Origin of the sequence: Trabulsiella odontotermitis (genome assembly GCF_030053895.1) — a bacterium.
GTDB classification, from domain to species: Bacteria; Pseudomonadota; Gammaproteobacteria; order Enterobacterales; family Enterobacteriaceae; genus Trabulsiella; species Trabulsiella odontotermitis_C.
In genome coordinates this window covers 2369537-2391960 of sequence record NZ_CP125781.1, presented here as the reverse complement: position 1 = coordinate 2391960, position 22424 = coordinate 2369537, and the positions used below count along the sequence as shown (strand labels likewise).

General features: G+C 54.3%; 22 protein-coding genes. 12 read left to right on the top strand and 10 right to left on the bottom strand.

Annotated features, from left to right (window positions below):
• Positions 1-79: 79 nt before the first annotated feature.
• From ydgU to QMG90_RS11390, 3 genes are all read right to left on the bottom strand, one after another.
• Positions 80-163, bottom strand: coding sequence for a small membrane protein YdgU (gene ydgU, locus QMG90_RS22605; protein ID WP_472926876.1), 84 nt, complete (start codon positions 161-163; stop codon positions 80-82).
• 73 nt (positions 164-236) lie between these two features.
• Positions 237-569 carry an acid resistance repetitive basic protein Asr gene (asr, locus tag QMG90_RS11395; protein WP_283279738.1) on the bottom strand — a complete coding sequence of 111 codons (333 nt, stop codon included), beginning with the start codon at positions 567-569 and terminating at the stop codon, positions 237-239.
• A gap of 239 nt (positions 570-808) precedes the next feature.
• Positions 809-2059 (bottom strand): MFS transporter, encoded by a 1251-nt coding sequence (locus QMG90_RS11390; protein ID WP_283279737.1) that lies wholly within the window; start codon positions 2057-2059, stop codon positions 809-811.
• Positions 2060-2176: 117 nt separating this feature from the next.
• On the opposite strand from QMG90_RS11390, the gene QMG90_RS11385 reads away from it, so the two are divergent.
• From QMG90_RS11385 to bioD, 3 genes are all read left to right on the top strand, one after another.
• Positions 2177-3073: a LysR family transcriptional regulator gene (locus tag QMG90_RS11385; RefSeq protein ID WP_283279736.1), complete on the top strand. Its 897-nt coding sequence runs from the start codon at positions 2177-2179 to the stop codon at positions 3071-3073.
• 130 nt (positions 3074-3203) lie between these two features.
• The gene (mlc, locus tag QMG90_RS11380; RefSeq protein ID WP_283279734.1) at positions 3204-4424 is read left to right on the top strand and encodes a sugar metabolism global transcriptional regulator Mlc; all 1221 of its coding nucleotides are present in this window, start codon (positions 3204-3206) and stop codon (positions 4422-4424) included.
• A 126-nt stretch (positions 4425-4550) separates the two neighbouring features.
• Positions 4551-5246, top strand: coding sequence for a dethiobiotin synthase (gene bioD, locus QMG90_RS11375; protein WP_283279732.1), 696 nt, complete (start codon positions 4551-4553; stop codon positions 5244-5246).
• Positions 5247-5335: 89 nt separating this feature from the next.
• On the opposite strand, the gene QMG90_RS11370 is transcribed toward bioD, so the two are convergent.
• Positions 5336-5587 carry a DUF1161 domain-containing protein gene (locus QMG90_RS11370; protein WP_283279731.1) on the bottom strand — a complete coding sequence of 84 codons (252 nt, stop codon included), beginning with the start codon at positions 5585-5587 and terminating at the stop codon, positions 5336-5338.
• 151 nt (positions 5588-5738) lie between these two features.
• Here QMG90_RS11370 and QMG90_RS11365 point away from each other — a divergent pair, with 151 nt between their 5' ends.
• On the top strand, positions 5739-6449 hold the full coding sequence (locus QMG90_RS11365; RefSeq protein WP_283279730.1) for a YnfC family lipoprotein: 711 nt from the start codon (positions 5739-5741) through the stop codon (positions 6447-6449).
• Here the strand turns inward: QMG90_RS11365 and speG are convergent.
• Together speG and QMG90_RS11355 are read right to left on the bottom strand one after the other, a co-directional pair.
• Positions 6443-7000, bottom strand: coding sequence for a spermidine N1-acetyltransferase (gene speG / locus QMG90_RS11360; RefSeq protein ID WP_283279728.1), 558 nt, complete (start codon positions 6998-7000; stop codon positions 6443-6445). The genes QMG90_RS11365 and speG overlap by 7 nt on opposite strands.
• A gap of 59 nt (positions 7001-7059) precedes the next feature.
• The gene (locus tag QMG90_RS11355) at positions 7060-7401 is read right to left on the bottom strand and encodes a DUF1283 family protein (protein WP_283279727.1); all 342 of its coding nucleotides are present in this window, start codon (positions 7399-7401) and stop codon (positions 7060-7062) included.
• 235 nt (positions 7402-7636) lie between these two features.
• Between QMG90_RS11355 and manD the strand changes: the two genes are divergently transcribed.
• The 6 genes from manD to QMG90_RS11325 all read left to right on the top strand — a co-directional run bounded on the left by manD (position 7637) and on the right by QMG90_RS11325 (position 15873).
• Positions 7637-8851, top strand: a complete 1215-nt coding sequence (manD, locus tag QMG90_RS11350) for a D-mannonate dehydratase ManD (protein WP_283279725.1) — start codon at positions 7637-7639, stop codon at positions 8849-8851.
• 13 nt (positions 8852-8864) lie between these two features.
• Positions 8865-10271, top strand: a complete 1407-nt coding sequence (gene uxaC / locus QMG90_RS11345; RefSeq protein WP_283279723.1) for a glucuronate isomerase — start codon at positions 8865-8867, stop codon at positions 10269-10271.
• A gap of 27 nt (positions 10272-10298) precedes the next feature.
• The gene (locus QMG90_RS11340) at positions 10299-11843 is read left to right on the top strand and encodes an MFS transporter (protein ID WP_283279722.1); all 1545 of its coding nucleotides are present in this window, start codon (positions 10299-10301) and stop codon (positions 11841-11843) included.
• 14 nt (positions 11844-11857) lie between these two features.
• Positions 11858-12877: a Zn-dependent oxidoreductase gene (locus QMG90_RS11335; RefSeq protein ID WP_283279720.1), complete on the top strand. Its 1020-nt coding sequence runs from the start codon at positions 11858-11860 to the stop codon at positions 12875-12877.
• Between the two features lie 53 nt (positions 12878-12930).
• Entirely contained in the window at positions 12931-14307 is a 1377-nt protein-coding gene (locus QMG90_RS11330) for an MFS transporter (RefSeq protein ID WP_283279719.1), read from the top strand.
• Positions 14308-14412: 105 nt separating this feature from the next.
• Positions 14413-15873 carry a mannitol dehydrogenase family protein gene (locus QMG90_RS11325; RefSeq protein WP_283279718.1) on the top strand — a complete coding sequence of 487 codons (1461 nt, stop codon included), beginning with the start codon at positions 14413-14415 and terminating at the stop codon, positions 15871-15873.
• Positions 15874-15916: 43 nt separating this feature from the next.
• Here the strand turns inward: QMG90_RS11325 and QMG90_RS11320 are convergent, their stop codons facing one another.
• Together QMG90_RS11320 and ydfG are read right to left on the bottom strand one after the other, a co-directional pair.
• Entirely contained in the window at positions 15917-16603 is a 687-nt protein-coding gene (locus QMG90_RS11320) for a GntR family transcriptional regulator (RefSeq protein ID WP_283279716.1), read from the bottom strand.
• Between the two features lie 90 nt (positions 16604-16693).
• Positions 16694-17440: a bifunctional NADP-dependent 3-hydroxy acid dehydrogenase/3-hydroxypropionate dehydrogenase YdfG gene (gene ydfG, locus QMG90_RS11315; protein ID WP_283279715.1), complete on the bottom strand. Its 747-nt coding sequence runs from the start codon at positions 17438-17440 to the stop codon at positions 16694-16696.
• Between the two features lie 143 nt (positions 17441-17583).
• Between ydfG and dcp the strand changes: the two genes are divergently transcribed.
• Entirely contained in the window at positions 17584-19635 is a 2052-nt protein-coding gene (gene dcp, locus QMG90_RS11310) for a peptidyl-dipeptidase Dcp (RefSeq protein WP_283279713.1), read from the top strand.
• 157 nt (positions 19636-19792) lie between these two features.
• Here dcp and QMG90_RS11305 read toward each other — a convergent pair whose 3' ends face one another.
• On the bottom strand, positions 19793-20572 hold the full coding sequence (locus QMG90_RS11305; protein ID WP_283279712.1) for a hypothetical protein: 780 nt from the start codon (positions 20570-20572) through the stop codon (positions 19793-19795).
• 133 nt (positions 20573-20705) lie between these two features.
• Here QMG90_RS11305 and QMG90_RS11300 point away from each other — a divergent pair, with 133 nt between their 5' ends.
• The gene (locus tag QMG90_RS11300; RefSeq protein WP_283279711.1) at positions 20706-21914 is read left to right on the top strand and encodes an MFS transporter; all 1209 of its coding nucleotides are present in this window, start codon (positions 20706-20708) and stop codon (positions 21912-21914) included.
• A gap of 13 nt (positions 21915-21927) precedes the next feature.
• Here QMG90_RS11300 and QMG90_RS11295 read toward each other — a convergent pair whose 3' ends face one another.
• Complete coding sequence (locus tag QMG90_RS11295) at positions 21928-22395, bottom strand: helix-turn-helix domain-containing protein (RefSeq protein WP_283279710.1); 468 nt, start codon at positions 22393-22395, stop codon at positions 21928-21930.
• Between the last annotated feature and the right edge of the window lie 29 nt (positions 22396-22424).

The window sequence follows — 22424 nt, the reverse complement described above, 5'->3', positions numbered from 1 at the left end:
AGAATTATTAAAAGTGAACCCAATGAAACAACTATAGACGGGACAGCAGAAAAGGGGGAGTAAAATCAGCGTGCTACATTCAGGATAAGAAAAATCTCGTCGCAATAAGCGCGCAAATAATCAGCAGAATAAGGATGAGCTCAAATCGATAGCGCCGCAACATCATTGCTCTCCAGAAAAAAACGGCGCTGAACCAGCGCCGATTTATTTACACAGGAATGTACGACCAGACGAGATTATGCAGCTGGTTTGGCAGCCAGTTTAGTGGCTTCGTGTTTCACGTGTTTTTTGTGTTTCTTAGCAGCCTGAGCTTTCTGTTCTACCGGTTTGGTTGCTTCAGCTTTTGCCGCTTTTTTGTGGTGCTTTTTAGCAGCCTGGGCTTTCTGAGCCGGTGCTGCTTTTTTGTGTTTTTTATGATGCATCGTTTTTGCCGGAGCAGCCTGAGTGGTGGTAGAGGCTGTTGCAGCAGGTGCTGCCGGCGCCGCAGTAGAGGTTGCAGTGTCAGCCGCGAATGCAGCGGAAGACAGACCCATAGCAGCGGCAACAACCAGAGCTAATACTTTATTCATTCTGATACCCTCGAAATTAGTTTCTTCATTTCAACCCCACTGCGGGGCCGTTGAAGAAACTATATCCCTGTGTTTAAAGGCTTTCCGTGAGTGTTTGGTATCGGCGTGTAACCGTTTGTACAACGCCGGGAGCAGGCTCCCGGCGCGGATTTCAGAGGTAACGGGCGGTATGGTTCCAGAGAAGTAATGCACTGGAAGTGAACGGAACCTTTCGCCAGTGCTTCATATTCCCATAAATGTTAATGCAACCGCCTGTGCAACGATGCTCCCACTAGTAGCGCCACAACCAGCATCGACGCGATAAACCCGCCGACGCCATTCCAGCCGTAGTTATGCCAGAAAACCCCGCCGAGGGTCCCGGCGATGCTGGAGCCCAGATAGTAGCTGAACAGATACAGCGACGACGCTTGTCCGCGGGCACGGCGGGCGCGTGGACCAATCCAGCTGCTGGCGACCGAGTGTGCGGCAAAGAAACCGGCAGAAAACAGCAGCATGCCCGCAAAAATCAGCCACAGGGAGGAAAACAGCGTCACCAGCAAACCGGTGAGCATCACGGCGATACCGAACAGCATCACCGGGCCGCGCCCGTATCGCGTGGTCATCGCACCGGCTTTTGGCGAACTCCATGTGCCAGTGAGATAAGCAACAGACAGTAAACCCACCACCGCCTGGCTCAGTGACCACGGTGACATCATCAGACGATAACCGATGTAGTTAAACAGCGTAACGAACGCCCCCATCAGCAGAAAACCTTCAAGGAACAACAGCGGTAAACCGCGATCGCGCCAGTGCAGACGGAAGTTGATAAACAACGTTTTTGGCCGCAGTGACGTGGGCCTGAAATGGCGCGATTCGGGCAGGATCCGCCAGAACATCAGCGCAGAGGCGAGGGCGAAGCAGCCGATGACGGCCATTGCGATACGCCAGCCGAGAAAATCGGTAAACACCCCGGTCAGCAGACGTCCGCTCATTCCGCCAATAGAGTTGCCGCTGATGTACAGCCCCATCGAGAACGCCACAAAACTGGGGTGGATCTCTTCGCTCAGGTAGGTCATGCCGACCGCCGCCACGCCGCTCAACGACAGGCCAATCAGCGCACGCATGATCAGAATGCCATGCCAGCTGGTCATCATCGTGGAAAGCAATGTACAGCAGGAGGCCAGCAGCAGCGCGGTGACCATCACTGGTTTGCGGCCAATCGCATCGGAGAGCGGGCCGGTAAACAGCAGGCCTATCGCCAGCATCGCGGTGGAAATCGACAGTGAAATACTGGTGCTGGCAGGCGAGATACCAAATTCATGCGACAGAATCGGCAGAATGGGTTGCACGCAATAGAGCAGGGCAAAGGTCGCCAGACCGGCAGAGAAAAGGGCGAGGGTAACGCGCATAAACTGGGGCGTTCCTCGCCGGATAAATTCCGTTGGCTGAGATGCTGGTGCTTCGTTGATATCGCCAGCCGGGGCGGTATCAACGGTAGTAGTACGACTCACAGTAGATCCTTGCAAAAACGAGCGGTTCATCACACGTCAGAAAGACGCAACACCAGAGTAGGAAATTGTAAATATTCTGTCTAATATATTAATAATCTCAAATGATACTTCTTATATATGAATATCGAACTGCGTCACCTCCGCTATTTTATTGCTGTCGCCGAAGAGTTGCATTTCGGACGCGCCGCGGCGCGGCTGAACATCTCTCAGCCACCCTTGAGCCAACAAATTCAGGCGCTTGAACAGCAGATCGGCGCACGCCTGTTTGCCCGTACCAACCGCAGCGTGAGCCTGACAGCGGCCGGCAAACAGTTTCTGGCGGACAGCCGGCAGATCCTGAGCATGGTCGAAGATGCCGCCTCGCGCGCGGAACGGCTTCATCAGGGTGAGACAGGGGAACTGCGCATCGGGTTTACGTCATCGGCGCCATTTATTAAAGCGGTGTCTGATACGTTGTCGATGTTTCGCCAGCGTTACCCGGATGTGCATTTGCAGACACGCGAGATCAACACCCGCGAACAGATAGCGCCACTGAATGAAGGAACGCTGGATCTGGGGCTGATGCGCAATACGCAACTGCCGGACACGCTGGCGTGGCAGATGATCTTGCGTGAACCGCTGCTGGCGATGATCCCGCGCGTACATCCGCTGGCGCAGCAATCATCAGTCAGCCTTTACGATCTGGCGAAAGAACCGTTTGTCTTTTTCGATCCGCATGTGGGAACCGGTCTGTATGACGACATTCTTGGTCTGATGCGGCGTTTCGGCCTGACGCCGGTGATTACACAGGAGGTGGGCGAGGCGATGACAATCATCGGTCTGGTCGCCGCGGGGCTTGGGGTGTCGATTTTACCGGCGTCGTTTAAGCGGGTGCAATTGCATGAAATGTGCTGGTTACCGATCACCGAAGAAGAAGCCGTGTCGGAAATGTGGCTGGTGTGGTCGAAACATCGCGAACTCAGCCAGGCGACGGAACGGTTCAAAGAGCATCTCATTCATGTGGCGAATACTTAATAATTCTGCTGAATCAGGGTTAAAAATGTGCAGTAAATCACACGGCTAAGTAAATATTTGACGACCGCTATTGAAGTGCTTCACCATAGCCCAAAGTTTATTTCGAAGCGCGAAAATAAGGAAGACAGTGGTGGTAGCCGATAGTCAGCCAGGGCATATTGATCAAATAAAGCAGACGAACGCAGGAGCGGTGTATCGCCTGATTGATCAGCTCGGTCCGGTTTCGCGCATTGATCTCTCCCGGCTCGCGCAACTGGCTCCGGCCAGCATCACCAAGATTGTTCGCGAAATGCTTGAAGCGCATCTGGTGCAGGAGACGGAAATCCAGGAGCCAGGCAGCCGTGGCCGACCCGCCGTCGGGCTGATGGTAGAGACAGAAGCGTGGCATTATCTGTCGCTGCGTATTAACCGTGGCGAAATCCATCTGGCGCTGCGCGATCTCAGCAGCAAGCTGGTGGTGGAAGAACAGTTGCCGCTACCGTTACAGGATCCCACCCCGTTTCTGACCCGCATCATTACTCACATCGACCAGTTTTTTATCCGCCATCAGCACATGCTGGAACGTCTGACCGCGATCGCCATTACCCTGCCGGGGATTATCGATACGGAAAACGGCATTATTTACCGGATGCCGTTTTATGACGACGTGAAGGACGTGCCGCTTGGCGAAACGCTGGCTGAGCACACCGGCGTACCGGTGTACATTCAGCACGATATCAGCGCCTGGACCATGGCCGAATCGCTGTTTGGCGCCTCGCGTGGCGCCCGCGACGTGATTCAGGTGGTCATCGACCATAACGTCGGCGCCGGGGTGATCACCGACGGGCGACTGCTCCATGCCGGTAGCAGCAGCCTGGTGGAGATTGGCCATACGCAGGTCGATCCTTACGGCAAACGCTGTTATTGCGGCAACCATGGCTGTCTGGAAACTATCGCCAGTGTAGAAAGCGTACTGGAACTGGCGCAGGTGCGGATGAACCAGTCGATGAGTTCTATGCTGCATCAGCAACCGCTCAGCGTAGACTGGCTGTGTCAGGCGGCGCTGAAAGGGGATCTGCTGGCAAAAGACATTATCAGCGGCGTCGGCACTAACGTCGGGCGCATCCTCGCGATCATGGTGAATTTGTTTAACCCGCAAAAAATATTGATCGGCTCGCCGTTTAACCAGGCGGCAGACATTCTCTTCCCGGCGATAACAGATTGTATTCGCCAGCAATCCTTACCCGCCTACAGTCGGCATATCGCGGTGGAAAGCACGCAATTTTCCAACCGTGGCACCATGGCCGGGGCCGCACTGGTAAAGGACGCTCTCTATAACGGATCTTTACTGATTCGACTGTTACAGGGTTAACAATTTTTCGTAGTTCAAGAAAAATTGCGCTATCTCAATCTGTACCATTCTGGCATCGCGTAGACTTTCATTACTTTGAATAATTACCTTTCTTGATATTTTACCGGCATAACTGTGGAGTTAGTGATGCTTAAGCGTTTCTTTGTAACGGGAACTGATACTGCGGTCGGGAAAACTGTCGTTTCCCGCGCTTTGCTGCAGGCGCTGGCTGCCAGCGGCAAAAGCGTTGCAGGCTACAAACCGGTTGCGAAGGGTAGTAAAGAGACGCCAGACGGGCTGCGTAACAAAGATGCGTTGGTGCTACAAAGTGTATCCACACCGGATTTACCTTATGCGGCGGTCAATCCTCTGGCCTTCAGTGAAGAGGAAAGCAGTGTTGCGCACAGTGGCCCAATTAATTACTCGCTGCTGTCGAACGGTCTGGCGCAACTGAGCCAGCAGGTCGATCACGTTGTGGTGGAAGGCACCGGCGGCTGGCGCAGCCTGATGAACGATTTGCGTCCGCTCTCAGAGTGGGTAGTGCAGGAACAACTCCCTGTCATACTGGTGGTGGGGATCCAGGAAGGGTGTATCAACCATGCGTTGTTGACGGCGCAGGCGATTGCCAATGATGGTCTGCCGCTGATTGGCTGGGTGGCGAATCGCATCAACCCGGGGTTGGCGCATTATGCTGAAATCATAGAAGTCCTGAGTAAAAAGCTTCCTGCGCCGCTCATCGGTGAATTGCCGTACCTGCCACGCGCCGAACAGCGCGACCTGTCGCACTATGTCGATGTTTCTATCCTCGGCAGCGTGCTGGCGGTAGACCGCGTTTTCGCGTAATACCCTAAACCACCGGGCAGCGTTCTGTCTGCCCGGCAACTTCAGTTAATTCACGCTTTTATTATAGAGATTCGTGACGTTGTCACGCATTACTGTGCATCATTTGTACGGGTGTAGAGAATTTTAAAGGTGTCGTTCGCGCAGTGACCAACCACCTGCGAGCCTGCCTTATCAGCCTGATCGTTCGGGACGATGTCAAGGGTGAATCCAGACTCCGGGACGCCGTTGTTAATGATCTTTTGCGCGATTTCCTCTTTTACGCGTTCGCAGGAATCGGGGGCCGCCAGCGCGGGCGTGGATGCCGCAATCAATAATGCCAGTAACCATTTTGCAGATTTCATATTCGCCTCCTTGTGTTGGATAGTCTTCAAAGGATAGCAGAGCTAACTTGCTGATCCCAATGTGGAGCGTGGAAGTCATATGTCATGGCTGTTCGAAAGCGGGGTTTAGTTGCTACTATTGACGGGAAAACACTCCGAACAGGAAAAAAGCGTGAAGAAATTGCTGATGATGGCGCCAGTGACGCTGATTTTAGCGGGATGTGATAATTCGTCGACGCCAGCGGCTTTTACCCCGGAAATGGCGAGCTTTTCCAGCGAGTTTGATTTTGACCCGTTGCGCGGCCCGGTGAAAGATTTCAGCCAGACGCTGATGGACGCGCAAGGGAAAGTGTCGAAATACGTGACCGGCAAGATGTCGGAAGAAGGGTGCTTCGACCTGCTGGAATTTCACGATCTGGAAAACAACACCGGCGCGTCACTGGTACTGGATGCCAACTATTACCTTGATGCTATCTCGCAGAAAAAGCTGTTGCGGTTGCAGGGAAAGTGTCAACTGGCGGCGTTGCCCGCTTCGGGCGTGACGTGGGACACCGATGACAATGGTTTTGTTATTTCCGCGCGCGGTGAAGATATGCGCATTACCTATCGTTACGACAGTGATGGTTATCCGCTGGGGAAAACCACCGAAGCGAAGGATGAGCATCTGTCGGTGGTTGCCACGCCGTCAAAAGATAAACGCAAAAAGATGGATTACACCGCTATCAGCACGTTGAATGACCGGCGGATCGGCAACGTCAGGCAAAGCTGCGACTACGATCGCCACGACAACCCCGTCAACTGTGAATTGCAGATTGTTGATGAAAGCGTAAAACCGCCGGTAACGCGGAATTACACCATCAAAAACAATATTGAATACTACTGAGCCGTGGGTTTCAGCAGCGTATTCCCGGTTTTATGCCCGGAAAGATACTGCTGCTGGAAAATGCACATCCGAATGGTGTTGCGGTATTCACCATTAATAAAGAACTCATGGATGAGTTCTCCCTCCACCATAAAGCCCAGTTTGCGGTAGATGTGAATGGCTTTCTCGTTTTCTTTATCAACGATTAAATAAAGCTTATAGAGATTCAGAACAGTAAAGCCGTAGTCCATCGCCAGTTTTGCCGCTCTCGACGCCAGTCCTTTGCCCTGGTATTCCGGGGAGATGATTATCTGAAATTCGGCGCGGCGGTGAACATGGTTGATTTCGACCAGCTCAACCAGACCCGCTTTCTCACCATTACACTCCACCACGAAACGACGCTCGCTCTGATCATGGATGTGTTTGTCGTACAGGTCGGAGAGTTCGACGAAGGCTTCGTACGGCTCTTCAAACCAGTAGCGCATGACGCTGGCGTTGTTGTCGAGTTGATGAACAAAGCGCAGGTCTTCGCGCTCAAGCGGGCGTAGCTTGATAGTCCAGGCGTCAGCCATGAAAAATCCTTACTGTAACAACGAGTGAAAAGGGTGCCGGGAGGCGGCACCCGTCGGGATTATGGGTTGATCGCGCGGCCGGTTGAACGATCGAGGCAGCGAAGGGTATTGGGCTCCCAGTAGGCATTCATGTTGGCGCTCTGCTCACATTTGTCGCGGGCATCAAACGCCACATCAGCTTTATCAAACTCTTTTTCAGCACGTTTATTCACTTTCTGGCGTAACGAGCGGGTGTCATTCCACTGCTCTTTTTGCATTGCCGCTTCCTGACGGCTCAGCGCGCTGTCACCGGATTCAATAACCAGTTTGCTGGTTTCGGCAAAAGAGGAAGTCGTGTACCCGAGGGCACCCAGCGTCAGCATTGCCGCGAGGCACAGGCGTTTGCTAAGCGTAGTTTTCATTGCGGTTTCCTTTGGTGATGAATGCGGTTAATCCCTGTGCAAAGTTTACAACATTCTGGCCAGAAAACGCATTAGTTAATGTCAGACGGCGCATTCACACAAGGGGTGAGAGGGCAGCGGAGAATCTGAAAAATAATCCAGGGCGATGTCATTTTTGTGATCGATATACTTGTATGGTAGTAGGCAAATACATAAAGTTTCGGCATTACCCGCTGAGATGTAAGGATCGTAAAAAATGAAAATCGTTGGTGCTGATGTTTTTGTCACCTGTCCGGGGCGTAACTTTGTCACGCTGAAAATCACCACCGAGGACGGCATAGTCGGACTGGGCGATGCCACCCTGAACGGACGCGAGCTGTCGGTCGCGTCCTATCTTAAAGATCACCTCTGCCCGCAGCTGATTGGCCGCGACGCACAGCGCATCGAAGATATCTGGCAGTTCTTCTATAAAGGCGCGTACTGGCGTCGCGGTCCGGTCACCATGTCTGCCATCTCGGCGATTGATATGGCGCTCTGGGACATCAAAGCGAAAGCCGCCAACATGCCGCTGTACCAGTTGCTGGGCGGGGCATCCCGTGACGGCGTGATGGTTTACTGCCACACCACCGGTCATACCATTGACGACGTGCTGGATGATTACGCGCGCCACAAGGAGATGGGGTTTAAAGCCATCCGCGTACAGTGCGGCATTCCGGGCATGAAAACCACGTACGGCATGGCGAAAGGAAAAGGGCTGGCCTACGAACCGGCAACTAAAGGCGCCTGGCCGGACGAACAACTGTGGTCGACGGAAAAATACCTCGATTTCACGCCGAAACTGTTCGAGGCCGTGCGTGAAAAATTTGGTTTCCACGAACATTTGCTCCACGACATGCACCACCGCCTGACGCCGATTGAGGCGGCCCGCTTTGGCAAGAGCATCGAGGATTATCGCCTGTTCTGGATGGAAGATCCGACACCAGCGGAAAACCAGGAAAGCTTCCGCCTGATTCGCCAGCATACGGTAACGCCGATTGCCGTCGGGGAAGTATTTAACAGTATCTGGGATTGCAAACAGCTTATCGAAGAGCAACTGATTGACTACATCCGCACAACGTTGACCCATGCGGGCGGCATCACCGGCATGCGCCGCATTGCTGATTTCGCCTCTCTTTACCAGGTCCGCACTGGCGCACATGGTCCTTCCGATCTGTCGCCGATTTGCATGGCCGCCGCGCTTCATTTCGACCTGTGGGTGCCGAACTTTGGCGTCCAGGAATATATGGGCTATTCCGAACAAATGCTGGAAGTATTCCCGCACAGCTGGACCTTCGATGACGGCTATATGCATCCGGGTGACAAGCCGGGCATCGGTATTGAATTCGATGAAAAACTCGCCGCGAAATATCCCTACGAACCCGCCTGTCTGCCCGTAGCCCGTCTTGAAGACGGCACGTTGTGGAACTGGTAAACCGGAGACGATCATGAGCTTTATCAATGACAGCTTTATGATTAACAACGCACCAGGTGTGAAACTGTATTGCGATATCGCGCGAACCCTGCCGATTATCGATTTTCATTGCCATCTGGATGCGAAAGAGATTTACGAGAATCACACCTTCGACCATATTACCCGGCTCTGGCTGGCAGGGGATCATTATAAATGGCGTGCAATGCGCGCCAATGGTATTAGCGAGGATCTCATTACCGGGAATGCCAGCGCGGAAGAAAAATTCCGCGTGTGGGCAGAAACGGTAGAAGCCTGTTTTGGTAATCCGCTGTATCACTGGACGCATCTGGAGCTGAAATTTTATTTCGGTATCGATCAGACGCTGAACCGGAATAACTGGCGCGAGATCATGTCGGCGTGTAATCGTCAGCTAGCCAGTGATGATTTTAAACCGCGCGGCTTAATTACCCGTTCAAACGTGGAAGTTATTTGTACCACTGATTCACCGCTGGATTCGCTGGAATATCATCGTCTGTTGCGTGATGACGCGTCATTCCCGGTGAAAGTCCTGCCAACATTCCGCCCGGACGACGTATTTGAAAACGATCCACAACGTTTTGCTCAGTTTATTGAAAAATTAAGCGCGACGACCGGGCAGAATATCGTATCTCTGGCGGATTTCAGCCAGGCGATTGAAAAACGTATTGACTGGTTTCATGAGTCTGGCTGTCGTATTTCCGACCACGGCCCGCTGGCGATGGGTTTTCGCGAGGCTGAACCTGGTGAAGCTGAACGTCTGTTTACCCGCAAACGGGCGGGTGAAGCGCTCTCTTCGGCAGAACAGGATGTATTCACCAGCGCGCTGTTCCTGATGCTGGCCCGCCACTACAAAGCGCGAAAATGGGTCATGCAAATTCACTTCGGCGCCATTCGCAATAATAACAGCAGGATGCTATCGGCGGTTGGTATTAACAGCGGATTTGACTCCATTAATGATCAAACGGATCTGGCGGCGAATCTGAATCAATTTCTGGATGCACTGGCGAAGCGCAACGCGTTACCGAAGACCATTCTTTATAACTTAAACGCCAGCTATAACGATGTGGTTGCCTCGACCATCGCCAATTTCCAGTCTGCGGAAGAGGGCGTGAAATCGCCCATTCAGTTTGGATCAGGATGGTGGTTTAACGATACGCGTCGTGGAATGGAGAACCAGTTAAATACCCTGGCCGATCAAGGTTTGTTGATGAATTTTATCGGAATGCTGACGGACTCCCGCAGTCTTATTTCCTACACCCGTCATGACTATTTCCGCAGAATATTATGCAATCTGATTGGTGGCTGGGTCGCCCACGGTGAAATTCCTGACGACCGGGAGATATTAACCCGGATGATTAAAAATATTTGTCACGATAACGCCAGTCATTATTTTAACTTTTAACCTCTTATCCGATGGGGTAGAACAACTATGTCCCGTACAAACAAAAAAATCACCATACCGGTTAGTATTGGTTATGGTCTGACAGACATTATGGGTGGTGGCGCATTTACGGTCATTGGCGCCTGGCTATTATATTTTTATACAACCTTTGTCGGTCTTTCTCCGGTTGAAGCGGCGTCTATTGTGGCGATTGCGCGTATCGTCGATGCGATCGTCAGCCTGTTTATGGGCAGCTTTACCGACCATTTCTATAAAAACTATCTGGGTAAAAAATTCGGCCGTCGTCGTTTCTTTCTGTTGATCGGCGCGCCGCTGATGCTGGTCTACGCCTTGCTGTGGGTCGAAGGGATGAACTACGCCTTTTACCTTGCGGTCTATCTGGCATTTGAAATCATCGCCGCGATGGTGCTGATCCCGTGGGAAACGCTGCCGTCAGAGATGACCCGTGATTTCAACTCGCGGACCAAACTCTCCACCTGCCGCATGTTCCTTTCCGCTTCCGGTACCTTTCTGGCGACCTTTATTCCAGGGCTGCTCATCAACTACTTTGGCGAGCACAACGCTAACGCCTATCTGATCAACGGGATCGTGTTTGCGGTGCTGTTCATGGTCTGTGTACTGGTCTCCTGGAAAGTCACCTGGGAGCGCGAGCTAACTCCGGAAATGAAAGCAGAGCTGGAAACCACGCGCACCGTCCGCACGATGAGCGAAAAACTGGCGGCATTTGGTGGGCTGTTTAAAGAGTATGCCTCGACGCTGAAAGTCAGAGCGTTCAGGAAACATCTGGCTATCTACCTTTTCTCATTCACCGCAAAAGATGTCTATAACACGGTCTTTGTTTTCTTCTGCGTCTATTGCCTGAACGTTTCATCGTCGCTGGCTGGTACTCTGCTGTCGATGAGTATCGTTGGTTTACCGGTTACGCTCGCGGCAGGGGTTGCCATTATCAAATATGGCCCGTCACGCCTCTACATCTTTGCCTACAGCGTGATGATGCTGTGCCTGGGTGGTTTCTTCCTGGTTTACCAGTTCCCGACAGACAACAAAGTCGTGCTGCTGGTGATCCTCGCCGGGATCTACCAGGTCGGGCGCTGCGTGCTGGAATTTACCCCGTGGAACGTTTTCCCGTTCATTCCTGATATCGATGAAATGATCACCCGCCAGCGCCGTGAAGGGCTGTTCGCGGCAGTGATGACCTTTTCGCGGAAAACCACCGTCGCTATCGCCACGTTCATTGTCGGTTTGCTGTTGCAAAGCGGAGGCTTTGTCAAAGGCAGCCAGGTGCAGCCGCAGGAAGCCATTAACACCATCGCCATGTTGCTGTTCATCGGTACGGCGGGTCTGTTGTTGATTGCTCTCTGGCAGGCGTTGACTTTCCACCTGAATAAACGCACCCACAAGATTTTTGTTGATGAAGTGGAGCGCCTGAAAGCGCACGGCCTGAAATCAGACGTTACCGCCAACACGCGCCATATCGTTGAGGATTTAACCGGTTACGACTACGACAAACTGTGGTGCAGCGACGCGGTAAAGGCAGGTCCGGAGGTTAAGCAAGCCTCAACGCTTATCTGAAAAAGGAGAAAAGAGTGAAAAGCATCGTCATTCAGCAACCGAACGAACTGGATATCGCCGATCTCCCGCTGCCGGAACCCTGCGCGGGAGAGGTCAGGGTCAGGGTAAAACTGGCCGGGATTTGTGGTTCAGACAGCCATATTTATCGCGGGCACAACCCGTTTGCTAAATACCCACGCACCATCGGTCATGAATTTTTTGGCGTGATTGATGCTACTGGCGACGGAGTCAGTCCGCAGCGGATCGGCGAACGGGTGTCTGTTGACCCGGTAATCAGTTGCGGCCATTGCTATCCCTGTTCTGTTGGCAAGCCGAACGTCTGTACGTCACTGGTTGTTCTTGGCGTACATCGTGACGGCGGCTTCAGCGATTACGCGATGGTACCGGCGAAAAACGCCTGGACGATCCCGGAAGCCATTGCTGATGACGATGCGGTCATGATTGAGCCGTTTACCATTGCGGCGAACGTTTGCGGGCAGGTTAACCCGATGACGCAGGACGTGGCGCTGGTGTACGGCGCAGGCCCGATGGGGCTGACGACGGTGCAGGTGCTGAAAGGTGTTTATCAGGTCAGAACAGTGATCGTCGTCGATCGCATCGATGAACGTCTGGCGATGGCAACACGCAGCGGCGCGGATGAAATCTTCAACAACAGCCAGCAGTCGTTACCGACGTGGCTGGAGCAAAAGGGCATCCAGCCGACACTGATTGTCGATGCGGCCTGCCATCCGACCATTTTGCCGGAGGCGATCCGCCTGGCGTCACCCGCCGCGCGGATTGTGATCATGGGATTCTCCAGCGAACCGACGGCGATTGTGCAACAGCAGGTCACCGGCAAAGAGCTGTCGATTTTCTCTTCACGCCTGAACGCGAACAAGTTCCCACAGGTAATTGACTGGCTCAGTCAGGGGCTTATCGACCCCGGCAAGCTGGTCACGCACCGCTACGACGCCTCACAGGTTATCGAAGCCATTGAGACGTTTGAAAAGGACCAACGACATTGCTGCAAAGTTTTACTGACTTTTGCGAAATAACCACCACCCATGCGGTTGAGCTGTACGCATCTTACCCCTAAGAGATGGCGACTATGACGCACAATACACATGAGAGAAGCACAAAGGATCTGATCAAAGCGGCGGTATCTGGCTGGCTGGGCACCGCGCTGGAGTTTATGGATTTCCAGCTCTATTCACTCGGCGCGGCGCTGGTATTTCATGAAATCTTTTTTCCTGAACAATCTGCCGCCATGGCGTTGATTCTGGCGATGGGCACCTATGGCGCGGGATATATCGCCCGCATTATTGGTGCATTTGTCTTCGGTAAGATGGGTGACCGAATTGGCCGCAAAAAAGTGTTGTTCATTACCATCACGATGATGGGGATCTGCACCACACTGATCGGTGTCCTGCCCACCTACGCGCAGGTAGGGATTTTTGCGCCGGTGCTACTGGTTACTTTGCGCATTATTCAGGGGCTCGGCGCGGGCGCGGAAATCTCCGGTGCGGGCACCATGCTGGCGGAGTATGCGCCAAAAGGGAAGCGGGGGATCATCTCGTCGCTGGTGGCGATGGGTACCAACTGTGGAACGCTGAGCGCCACCGCCATCTGGGCAATCATGTTTTTTGCGCTCGATCGTGAAGCGCTGGTGGCGTGGGGCTGGCGCGTGCCGTTTCTCGCAAGCGTCGTGGTGATGATCTTCGCTATCTGGCTACGGCTGAATCTTAAAGAGAGCCCAGTGTTTGAAAAGGTCAGCGAAAACGACGTCGCTCTGGCACAACGCGAACCGCAGGAGAGTACGCTGGGCGCGATGTTCAAAAGCAAATCGTTCTGGCTGGCGACCGGGTTACGCTTCGGGCAAGCCGGGAACTCGGGGCTTATCCAGACTTTTCTCGCCGGGTACCTCGTTCAGCAACTGATGTTTGACAAGGCAATTCCCACGGATGCATTGATGCTCAGCTCGGTACTTGGGTTTATCACCATTCCGCTGCTGGGCTGGTTGTCAGACAAGTTTGGCCGTCGCCTGCCTTATATCATCGTCAATATCTCCGCCATGCTCCTGGCGTGGCCAATGCTGGCGATTATCGTCGACAAGAGCTACGCGCCGGGCACTATCATGGCGTCAATTATCGTTATCCATAACGTCGCGGTGCTGGGTGTCTTTGCCCTCGAAAATATCACCATGGCGGAAATCTTTGGTTCGCGGAACCGCTTTACGCGGATGGCAATTTCCAAAGAAGCAGGCGGGCTGATCGCCGTCGGGTTTGGCCCGGTGCTGGCAGGGATCTTCTGCAATATGACCGGCTCATGGCTGCCGATCGCCATCATGCTGATCGGCTATTCAGCGATTGGCCTGATTGCCGCCATCCTGATGCCAGAGGTGTGCGACCGTGATTTAAGCCTGGTGGAGGATGCAGCAGAGAGGGCAGCACACACCCGTAACGGCATTGGTGTCACACAACTTTGAAATGATGTTATACCACTTGCCAATAAATTAACGTAAGTCAAAACATGGGCAAAAACTCTCGTTAATCTAGTATGGCAACCCGTTTTCTACACTGTGAGTATTAAAATGCAAAACACGTTACTGACGGCTAAGGCAACACTTCCTGGCTACGATCGCAACAAACTGGTGCCGCGCATTGTGCACCTTGGTTTTGGCGCTTTCCATCGCGCGCATCAGGCAGTCTATGCAGATATTCTGGCAGCAGAACATGGCAGTGACTGGGGCTATACCGAAGTGAACCTGATCGGCGGCGAACAACAGATCGCTGACCTCAATCATCAGGATAAGCTCTACACCGTGGCAGAAATGTCCGCCGATGCCTGGACCGCGCGCGTTGTGGGTGTCGTGAAACAGGCGCTGCACGCGCAGGTTGATGGCCTGGAAACCGTGCTGGCGGCAATGTGCGAGCCGCAGGTGGCGATCGTTTCGCTGACCATTACCGAAAAAGGGTATTGCCATTCACCGGCGACCGGGGAACTGATGCTCGATCACCCGTTAATTGCCGCTGACCTGCAAAATCCGCATCAGCCGAAATCGGCGCCGGGCGTGGTCGTGGAAGCGCTGGCGCGTCGTAAAGCGGCGGGGCTTCCGGCGTTCAGCGTGATGTCCTGCGATAACATGCCGGAAAACGGTCATGTGATGCGTAATGTGGTTTGCGCGTACGCGCGCGCCGTTGATAACGATCTCGCAGCGTGGATCGAGAAAAACGTCACGTTCCCGTCAACGATGGTTGACCGCATCGTGCCAGCCGTGACCGCCGACACGCTGGACAAAATCGAGCACATTACGGGTGTCCGCGACCCGGCCGGTGTGGCCTGTGAACCGTTCCGTCAGTGGGTGATTGAAGATAATTTCGTGGCGGGGCGTCCGGCATGGGAAAAAGCCGGTGCTGAGCTGGTGAAAGACGTTATCCCGTTCGAAGAGATGAAACTGCGTATGCTGAACGGCAGCCACTCGTTCCTTGCGTATCTGGGGTATCTGGCGGGATATCAGCACATCAATGATTGCATGGAAGACGAAAACTACCGTCATGCCGCGCATACTTTGATGCTGAAAGAGCAGGCGCCGACGCTGAAAGTGAAGGGCGTGGATCTCGCGCATTATGCGGATCTGCTGATCGAACGCTACAGCAACCCGGCACTGCGTCACCGTACCTGGCAGATCGCGATGGATGGCAGCCAGAAACTGCCTCAGCGCATGCTGGATTCCGTTCGCTGGCACCTGGCCCATCAGAGCCGCTTTGATTTACTGGCGCTCGGCGTGGCGGGCTGGATGCGTTACGTCGGTGGTGTGGATGAGCAAGGGAATACCATTGAAGTGTGTGATCCGCTGTTGCCGGTGATCCAGCAGGCGGTGAAACAGAGTCAGGAAGGGGAAACGCGCGTTCAGGCGCTGCTCGGCATTGAGGCTATCTTCGGCAAAGAGTTGCCGCTGGAAAGCACGTTTGTCAAAAACGTCACTTCGGCCTATCTGTTGCTGCTGGAAAAAGGCGCCAAAGCCACGGTGGCGCAGTTCGCCAGCCGCTAAGCGTCAGCCATAAAAAACCCCCTCGCTGAGGGGGTTTTGCTTTTTACTCTTCGCTAAACCAGTCGCTGTTTTCCTGCTTAATCAACAACACCGATTCGCTGATTTCATGCAGATGCAACGCCATGGCATTTTCCACGGCGTCGCCATCGCGCTTTTCCAGCGCGGCGAAAATGTCATGATGCTGGCGCAGCAGCATTTCCGGAGAGGAGATGTGATCCAGACTCATGTAGCGCACCCGGTCAATGGTGGCTTTAATATTCTCGATGGTGTCCCATGCCAGTTGGCAGTCGGCAATGGCTGACAGCGTTTGGTGAAATTCATCATCGAGCTGGAAAAAATCATTGATCTGATGGCGGTCAATGGCAATGCGCTGCTGCTGCAGGTTTTTCTCCAGTTGATAGCACTGGGCATCGTCAATCATGCCCGCCGCGCGGCGAACGACGGCGCGCTCGATAGCCTGACGGACAAAACAGCCGTTGCGGACCTGGGAGAGCGAGATTTTATTAACGTAGCTGCCACGCTGGGGGCGGATCTGAATCAGGCCGTTTTCAGCCAGTTTGATAAACGCTTCCCGCACCGGCTGGCGCGACACGTCAAAGCGCACGGAGACGTCCTTTTCTGACAGCGGCGTTCCCGGCGGGATCAGGCAATGCACGATATCCCGACGCAAAATCCGGTAGATTTGCTGATTCACGGGCTGTGTTGGGTTCAGTTGCGTTTCGACGGCCATTGGCTCTACTTTCTGGTAAATAACAGCGCTATTTTACGCTTAATTCATCATCACGCCCATACCCGGCGAGGCGCCGGGCAGGGGTTTTTATCAGGAACGATGGACGTTCAGACCAGCAAAGGACTGGCTGACAGGCATCATTTCGACCGTGTTGATGTTGACATGTTTCGGCAGTGTCGCCACCCACCAGACGGTTTCCGTGACATCTTCAGCGGAAAGCGCCGTAGTGTTTTCGTAGGTTTTGTCCGCTTTCGCGTCATCGCCTTTAAAACGAACGTTGGAGAATTCGGTCCCACCCACGAGACCCGGCTCAACGTCTGTCACGCGGATCGCTGTGCCGTGCAGATCGGTACGCAGATTCAGGCTGAACTGGCGAACGAACGCTTTCGTCGCGCCATACACATTACCGCCGGCGTACGGCCAGCTACCGGCGGTTGAACCGATATTTATGATGTGACCGCGGTTACGCGCCACCATGCCCGGCAGCACGGCGCGGGTCATGTAGACCAGCCCTTTGTTGTTGGTGTCGATCATCGTTTCCCAGTCTTCAACGCTGGCCTTATGCGCAGGCTCCATACCCAGCGCCAGCCCGGCGTTGTTCACCAGTACGTCGATATCGCGCCAGTCGGCAGGGAGCCCGGCGATCATCTCTTCGATGGCAGCACGGTTGCGCACGTCCAGTTGAACGGTCAGCACGTTGTCGCCCAGCGCTTCTTTTAATTCCTGCAAACGCTCCTGACGACGGCCCGTGGCAATTACTTTATGCCCGTTAGCGACAAAACGACGAGTAATGCATTCACCAAAACCTGCAGTTGCTCCGGTTACCAGTACAATCATCTCACTGTTCCTCAACGCTTTTTATGTCGTACTACCATAGCACGATCTGGCACTGCTGAAAAAGCATACCAGCGGCGAAAGCATTGCGGTTTTCGCAGGCGACGCCTACTCTGGGCAATGTACTGAAATTCCGGGAGAAGATAATGCCTGCCAATAACCCCTTTTTCGAAACCAGCCTGTTGCCGTATCAGGCACCGCCATTTGACCGTATTGAGGACAGCCATTACCGTCCGGCCTTTGATGAAGCTGTGCGCCGCAAACGGGCCGAGATTGCGGCAATTGCCAGTAACCCGGAGCCTGCGACGTTTGCCAATACCTTCGAGGCGCTGGAGAAGAGCGGTGAGATGCTGTCCAGGGTGACGCAGGTGTTTTTCGCTATGGCGTCTGCCAATACCAATGACACCCTCCAGCAACTCGATGAAGCCTTTTCGGCGGAGCTTGCTGCGCTCGCGAACGATATTTACCTCAATGACGCACTGTTCAGCCGGGTCGAAACGGTCTGGCGGCAGCGGGACTCGCTCGGGCTGGATGCGGAATCCTTACGCCTGACAGAGGTGGTCAGACAGCAATTTTTACTGGCCGGGGCGACGCTGCCGGCAGAGCAGAAACGTGAGCTGAAAGCGCTCAATACTCAAATCGCCACACTCAGCAGTCAGTTCAGTCAGCGACTGCTGGCCGCCGTCAAAGCGGGTGGACTGGTGGTGGATTACCGTCATCAACTTGACGGGCTGTCCGATGATGACATTACCGCCGCTAAAGAAGCTGCGCAGGCGAAAGGGTTGAACGATCGCTGGCTGCTGACGCTGACCAACACCACGCAACAACCGGCGCTGGCAGCGCTGACCGACAGACAGACGCGGGAAAACCTGTTCAACGCCGGCAAAATGCGCAACCTGAAAGGGGATGCCAACGATACGCGCGAGCTGGTGCTGAAGATCGTCGCTGTTCGCGCCCGTCAGGCGGAACTGCTCGGCTTTGACGACTATGCCAGCTGGAGCATTGCTGATCAGATGGCGAAAACACCGCACGCTGCGCTGGCTTTTATGCGAAAAATCGTGCCGGCGGCACGTCACCGCGCGCTGGCGGAACAGGCTGACATTCAGAAAGTGATCAACGAGCAGCAGGGCCGTTTTACGGTGCAGGCGTGGGACTGGCTGTTTTACAGCGAACAAGTGCGCCGGGCGAAATACGCTCTCGATGAAAGCCAGATTAAACCCTATTTCGAACTCAACCGGGTGCTGCATGACGGTGTATTCTGGGCAGCATCACAGTTGTTCGGCCTGTGCTTTGTTGAGCGGCTGGATATTCCCGTGTATCACCCTGACGTCCGTGTCTGGGAAATTTTCGACGTGGACGGCGAAGGGCTGGCGCTGTTTTATGGCGATTTCTTTGCCCGCGATTCAAAAGCTGGTGGCGCGTGGATGGATAACTTTGTCCAGCAATCGACGCTGCTCGACGCGCGCCCGGTGATTTATAACGTCTGCAATTACCAGAAACCCGCCGCCGGATGCGCCGCGTTGCTCTCCTGGGATGACGTCATCACGATGTTTCACGAGTTTGGCCATGCGTTGCACGGGTTGTTTGCCGAACAGCGCTATCCGGGGTTGTCCGGCACCCGTACGCCGCGAGATTTTGTCGAATTTCCGTCGCAAATCAATGAACACTGGGCCAGCGAACCGCAGGTGTTTGCCCATTACGCCCGTCACTACCAGACAGGTGAACCGATGCCTGACGCGTTGCGCGACAGCGTGTTCCGCGCGGCGACCTTCAACAAAGGTTATGACATGACGGAACTGCTGAGCGCAGCGCTGCTGGATATGCACTGGCACAGCCTGAAAACGCAGGCGCTGCCCACGGATGTGGTGCAGTTTGAAGCGGCGGCGTTGCAGGCGGAAAAATTGTTGCTCGACGCGGTGCCGCCGCGCTATCGCAGTAGTTATTTTGCCCATATTTTCGGCGGTGGCTATGCGGCGGGTTATTACGCCTATCTGTGGACGCAGATGCTGGCAGACGACGGCTACCAGTGGTTTGTCGAGCAGGGTGGTCTCAGCCGGGAAAACGGCCAGCGCTTTCGCGAAGCTGTGCTCTCCAGAGGCAACAGCGAAGATCTGGAAGCGCTGTATCGCACCTGGCGCGGTCACGATCCGGCTATCGAACCGATGCTGAAAAACCGGGGATTAAGCGACGAGACGTAATACCGTCGTCGTTTAGACTCCATTGAAGATACGCATGATAGCGTAGTGCTGATAGCGTGAACGCCACATGGAAATGTGGGTTTGCGCGAAAAGTAAAATACGAATCTATCCATGCAAGCATTTGCCGCCAGTCAATGGCGGTTTTTTTTTACTTTCCTCAATGCGTCAGCGTGTTCGGAGTAGGTCGTTGCATGCGGATTAACGAGACGGACTGCACCAGTAGCGCAAGGACAACGGCGATGGTGTAGGCCATCAACAGGCTGAAACGGGGAAGTAATAAACTGAGGGACCAGAAGAAAACCGCGAAGCTGAACGAGCCGCCGACCATTCCGCGCATCACCTGCTGTGCAGCCAGCGGGCCATGGTTACGCTGGGCGAAGACCGCCAGAATAGTCGCCATCAACGGGAACGCTGCCAGGATCCCGCTCACCCCGGCACCGACAAAGGGCGCCAGCAGTGTGACAGCAACAACCAGCGCCGCAATCAGCAGCATTCTGACCGGCAGATCCCAGCGCGGGGGCCGGAGTTTGTGGCTTTTGAAGGTGGTTTTAGGGATGAAAACCAGCGCGAGCGCCATCACCAGAATATCGATAATAAACAGCGCCGTTTGTGAAAGCGCGCTTCCCTGCAACAACCCCGCGGTGAGTGCGAAAGCGATGGTTGCTGCGAGCAGGGCTTTGCCCCAGCCAGCCTGTGCCATGCGGCAATACGCCACGGCAAAACAAGCCTGCGCCGCAGTGGCGCACAGCGATCCGGAAGTGGCATTCGTGGCGAACGCCGGTCCCTGTTCGAGCGCCAGAAACAGCGAGATCGGGCCGGAGGTCAGCGGCAATCCAACGACAAGCCCGCCGACGGTTTCACCCCAGCGACGTCCGGCAAGGGTGGCGGCAAGCAGTAAGAGCGGGGTGGCAACCAGCTTAAAAAACAACAATTCCATAGCTAACGACAGTCCTGCGTCAGGCGCGTTCGCGCTTCGTTTCAGCCACTATACGCTCACGTATTGCCTGTTTATTGATAATTCCCCCGTTTTCAGGCTTTAATGCGGGTTTTCGTGTTGCTGGAGTTGCCACATGTTTTCCCGGTTCTCAACATTAAGTCGTATCCCAAAAGGTGTCTGGGTTGTCGGTGGCGTCAGTATGCTGATGGATATCTCGTCAGAAATCATCCACAGTCTGCTACCGCTGTTTATGGCCACCACGCTTGGCGCCAGCGTTATTCTGATTGGACTTATCGAGGGACTGGCAGAAGCCACGGCACTTATCATTAAAGTCTTTTCAGGGGCGATTAGCGACTACCTGGGAAAACGTAAAGGGCTGGCGCTGCTCGGTTACGGGCTGGGGGCGTTGAGCAAGCCGTTGTTTGCCATCGCTTCGACGTCAGGAATGATCCTCAGTGCACGGCTGATTGACCGCGTCGGAAAGGGGATCCGTGGCGCGCCGCGTGACGCGCTGGTCGCGGATGTCACACCGCCTGAAATCCGTGGTGCGGCCTACGGCTTGCGCCAGTCGATGGACACCATCGGCGCGTTTATGGGACCGTTGCTGGCCGTCGCGCTAATGCTGCTGTGGAACAATGATTTCCGCACTATTTTCTGGGTGGCGGTGATCCCTGGCGTGCTGGCGGTGGCATTGCTCTTTTTTGGCCTCAAAGAACCGGCAACACCGGTGACGCATAAGCGCAGCAACCCCATCAAAGGCGAGAATTTGCGTCGGTTAGGGAAAAACTGTTGGTGGGTGATTGGCCTTGGCGCTGTATTCACCCTTGCGCGCTTCAGCGAGGCATTTCTGGTGTTGCGAGCCCAGCAGGCGGGCATTCCTCTGGCATTGATCCCGCTGGTGATGGTGGCCATGAATCTGCTCTATTTTTTCTCTGCTTATCCGTTCGGTAAACTCTCAGATGCCATGAGTCACACCCGGTTACTGCAACTGGGTCTGATCGTGCTGATTGCCGCCGACATCGTGCTGGCGATCAGTACACACTGGATCGGCATTATTTTCGGTGTGGCGCTGTGGGGGGTACATATGGGGATGTCGCAAGGGCTACTGGCTGCGATGATCGCGAAAACCGCGCCCCAGGATCTGCGGGGCACGGCATTCGGTATTTTCAGCATGGTCAGTGGCGTCGGGCTGTTGCTCGCCAGTGTCTGCGCCGGTGTGATCTGGGAACTGTGGGGCGCAGAGTATACCTTCTGTGCAGGCGCGATAATCTGCCTGCTCACGCTGTTTTATTTGCGGTTCTCGCCCATCGATATGCAGGAGAGAGAAGCGCACGGACGATAGTAACGTGACCCTGTCACTTCCTTAACAGGCGCTGTAAGCGGGTTTTCTTCCAGCGCTCAATGGCACCGGCAAACATAAACAGGCGCAGCCCACGGATCACTAACAGCGCGCCCCAGATGGCCATTACCCATACTGACCAAAGGTAGCCGGGTTCAGTCATGCGATTGAGCACATACAGCAGCGCACAGATCACCACGGCCGTCAGTACCGCCCGCCAGAAATGTGATTCCTGCTCAACCTGCAGTCGGGCGTCACTGATGCGCTGATCGAGCGGTTCTTCCCCGTCGACGGGCGTCATTGAGAGTTCCGCCACGCTGACTTCAAATACCGCCGCCAGGGCGCTCAATGTTTCAAGGCTTGGACGTTCGCCATTTTCAATGCGTTGAATGGTTCGCACGCTGACGTCGGTCATTTCGGCCAGTTGTTCCTGCGACCATGCTCTTTTCAGACGTAATGCTTTTACCTGGTTAGTGCTGTTCATAACACCTTCTCCAAATGAATAATCCCGCA

Coding starts and splice junctions, on each gene's coding strand:
- ydgU (WP_472926876.1), bottom strand. CDS start 163: ATGTTGCGGCGCTATCGATTTGAGCTCATCCTTATTCTGCTGATTATT.
- asr (WP_283279738.1), bottom strand. CDS start 569: ATGAATAAAGTATTAGCTCTGGTTGTTGCCGCTGCTATGGGTCTGTCT.
- QMG90_RS11385 (WP_283279736.1), top strand. CDS start 2,177: ATGAATATCGAACTGCGTCACCTCCGCTATTTTATTGCTGTCGCCGAA.
- bioD (WP_283279732.1), top strand. CDS start 4,551: ATGCTTAAGCGTTTCTTTGTAACGGGAACTGATACTGCGGTCGGGAAA.
- QMG90_RS11370 (WP_283279731.1), bottom strand. CDS start 5,587: ATGAAATCTGCAAAATGGTTACTGGCATTATTGATTGCGGCATCCACG.
- speG (WP_283279728.1), bottom strand. CDS start 7,000: ATGGCTGACGCCTGGACTATCAAGCTACGCCCGCTTGAGCGCGAAGAC.
- QMG90_RS11355 (WP_283279727.1), bottom strand. CDS start 7,401: ATGAAAACTACGCTTAGCAAACGCCTGTGCCTCGCGGCAATGCTGACG.
- manD (WP_283279725.1), top strand. CDS start 7,637: ATGAAAATCGTTGGTGCTGATGTTTTTGTCACCTGTCCGGGGCGTAAC.
- uxaC (WP_283279723.1), top strand. CDS start 8,865: ATGAGCTTTATCAATGACAGCTTTATGATTAACAACGCACCAGGTGTG.
- QMG90_RS11340 (WP_283279722.1), top strand. CDS start 10,299: ATGTCCCGTACAAACAAAAAAATCACCATACCGGTTAGTATTGGTTAT.
- QMG90_RS11330 (WP_283279719.1), top strand. CDS start 12,931: ATGACGCACAATACACATGAGAGAAGCACAAAGGATCTGATCAAAGCG.
- QMG90_RS11325 (WP_283279718.1), top strand. CDS start 14,413: ATGCAAAACACGTTACTGACGGCTAAGGCAACACTTCCTGGCTACGAT.
- QMG90_RS11320 (WP_283279716.1), bottom strand. CDS start 16,603: ATGGCCGTCGAAACGCAACTGAACCCAACACAGCCCGTGAATCAGCAA.
- ydfG (WP_283279715.1), bottom strand. CDS start 17,440: ATGATTGTACTGGTAACCGGAGCAACTGCAGGTTTTGGTGAATGCATT.
- dcp (WP_283279713.1), top strand. CDS start 17,584: ATGCCTGCCAATAACCCCTTTTTCGAAACCAGCCTGTTGCCGTATCAG.
- QMG90_RS11305 (WP_283279712.1), bottom strand. CDS start 20,572: ATGGAATTGTTGTTTTTTAAGCTGGTTGCCACCCCGCTCTTACTGCTT.
- QMG90_RS11300 (WP_283279711.1), top strand. CDS start 20,706: ATGTTTTCCCGGTTCTCAACATTAAGTCGTATCCCAAAAGGTGTCTGG.
- QMG90_RS11295 (WP_283279710.1), bottom strand. CDS start 22,395: ATGAACAGCACTAACCAGGTAAAAGCATTACGTCTGAAAAGAGCATGG.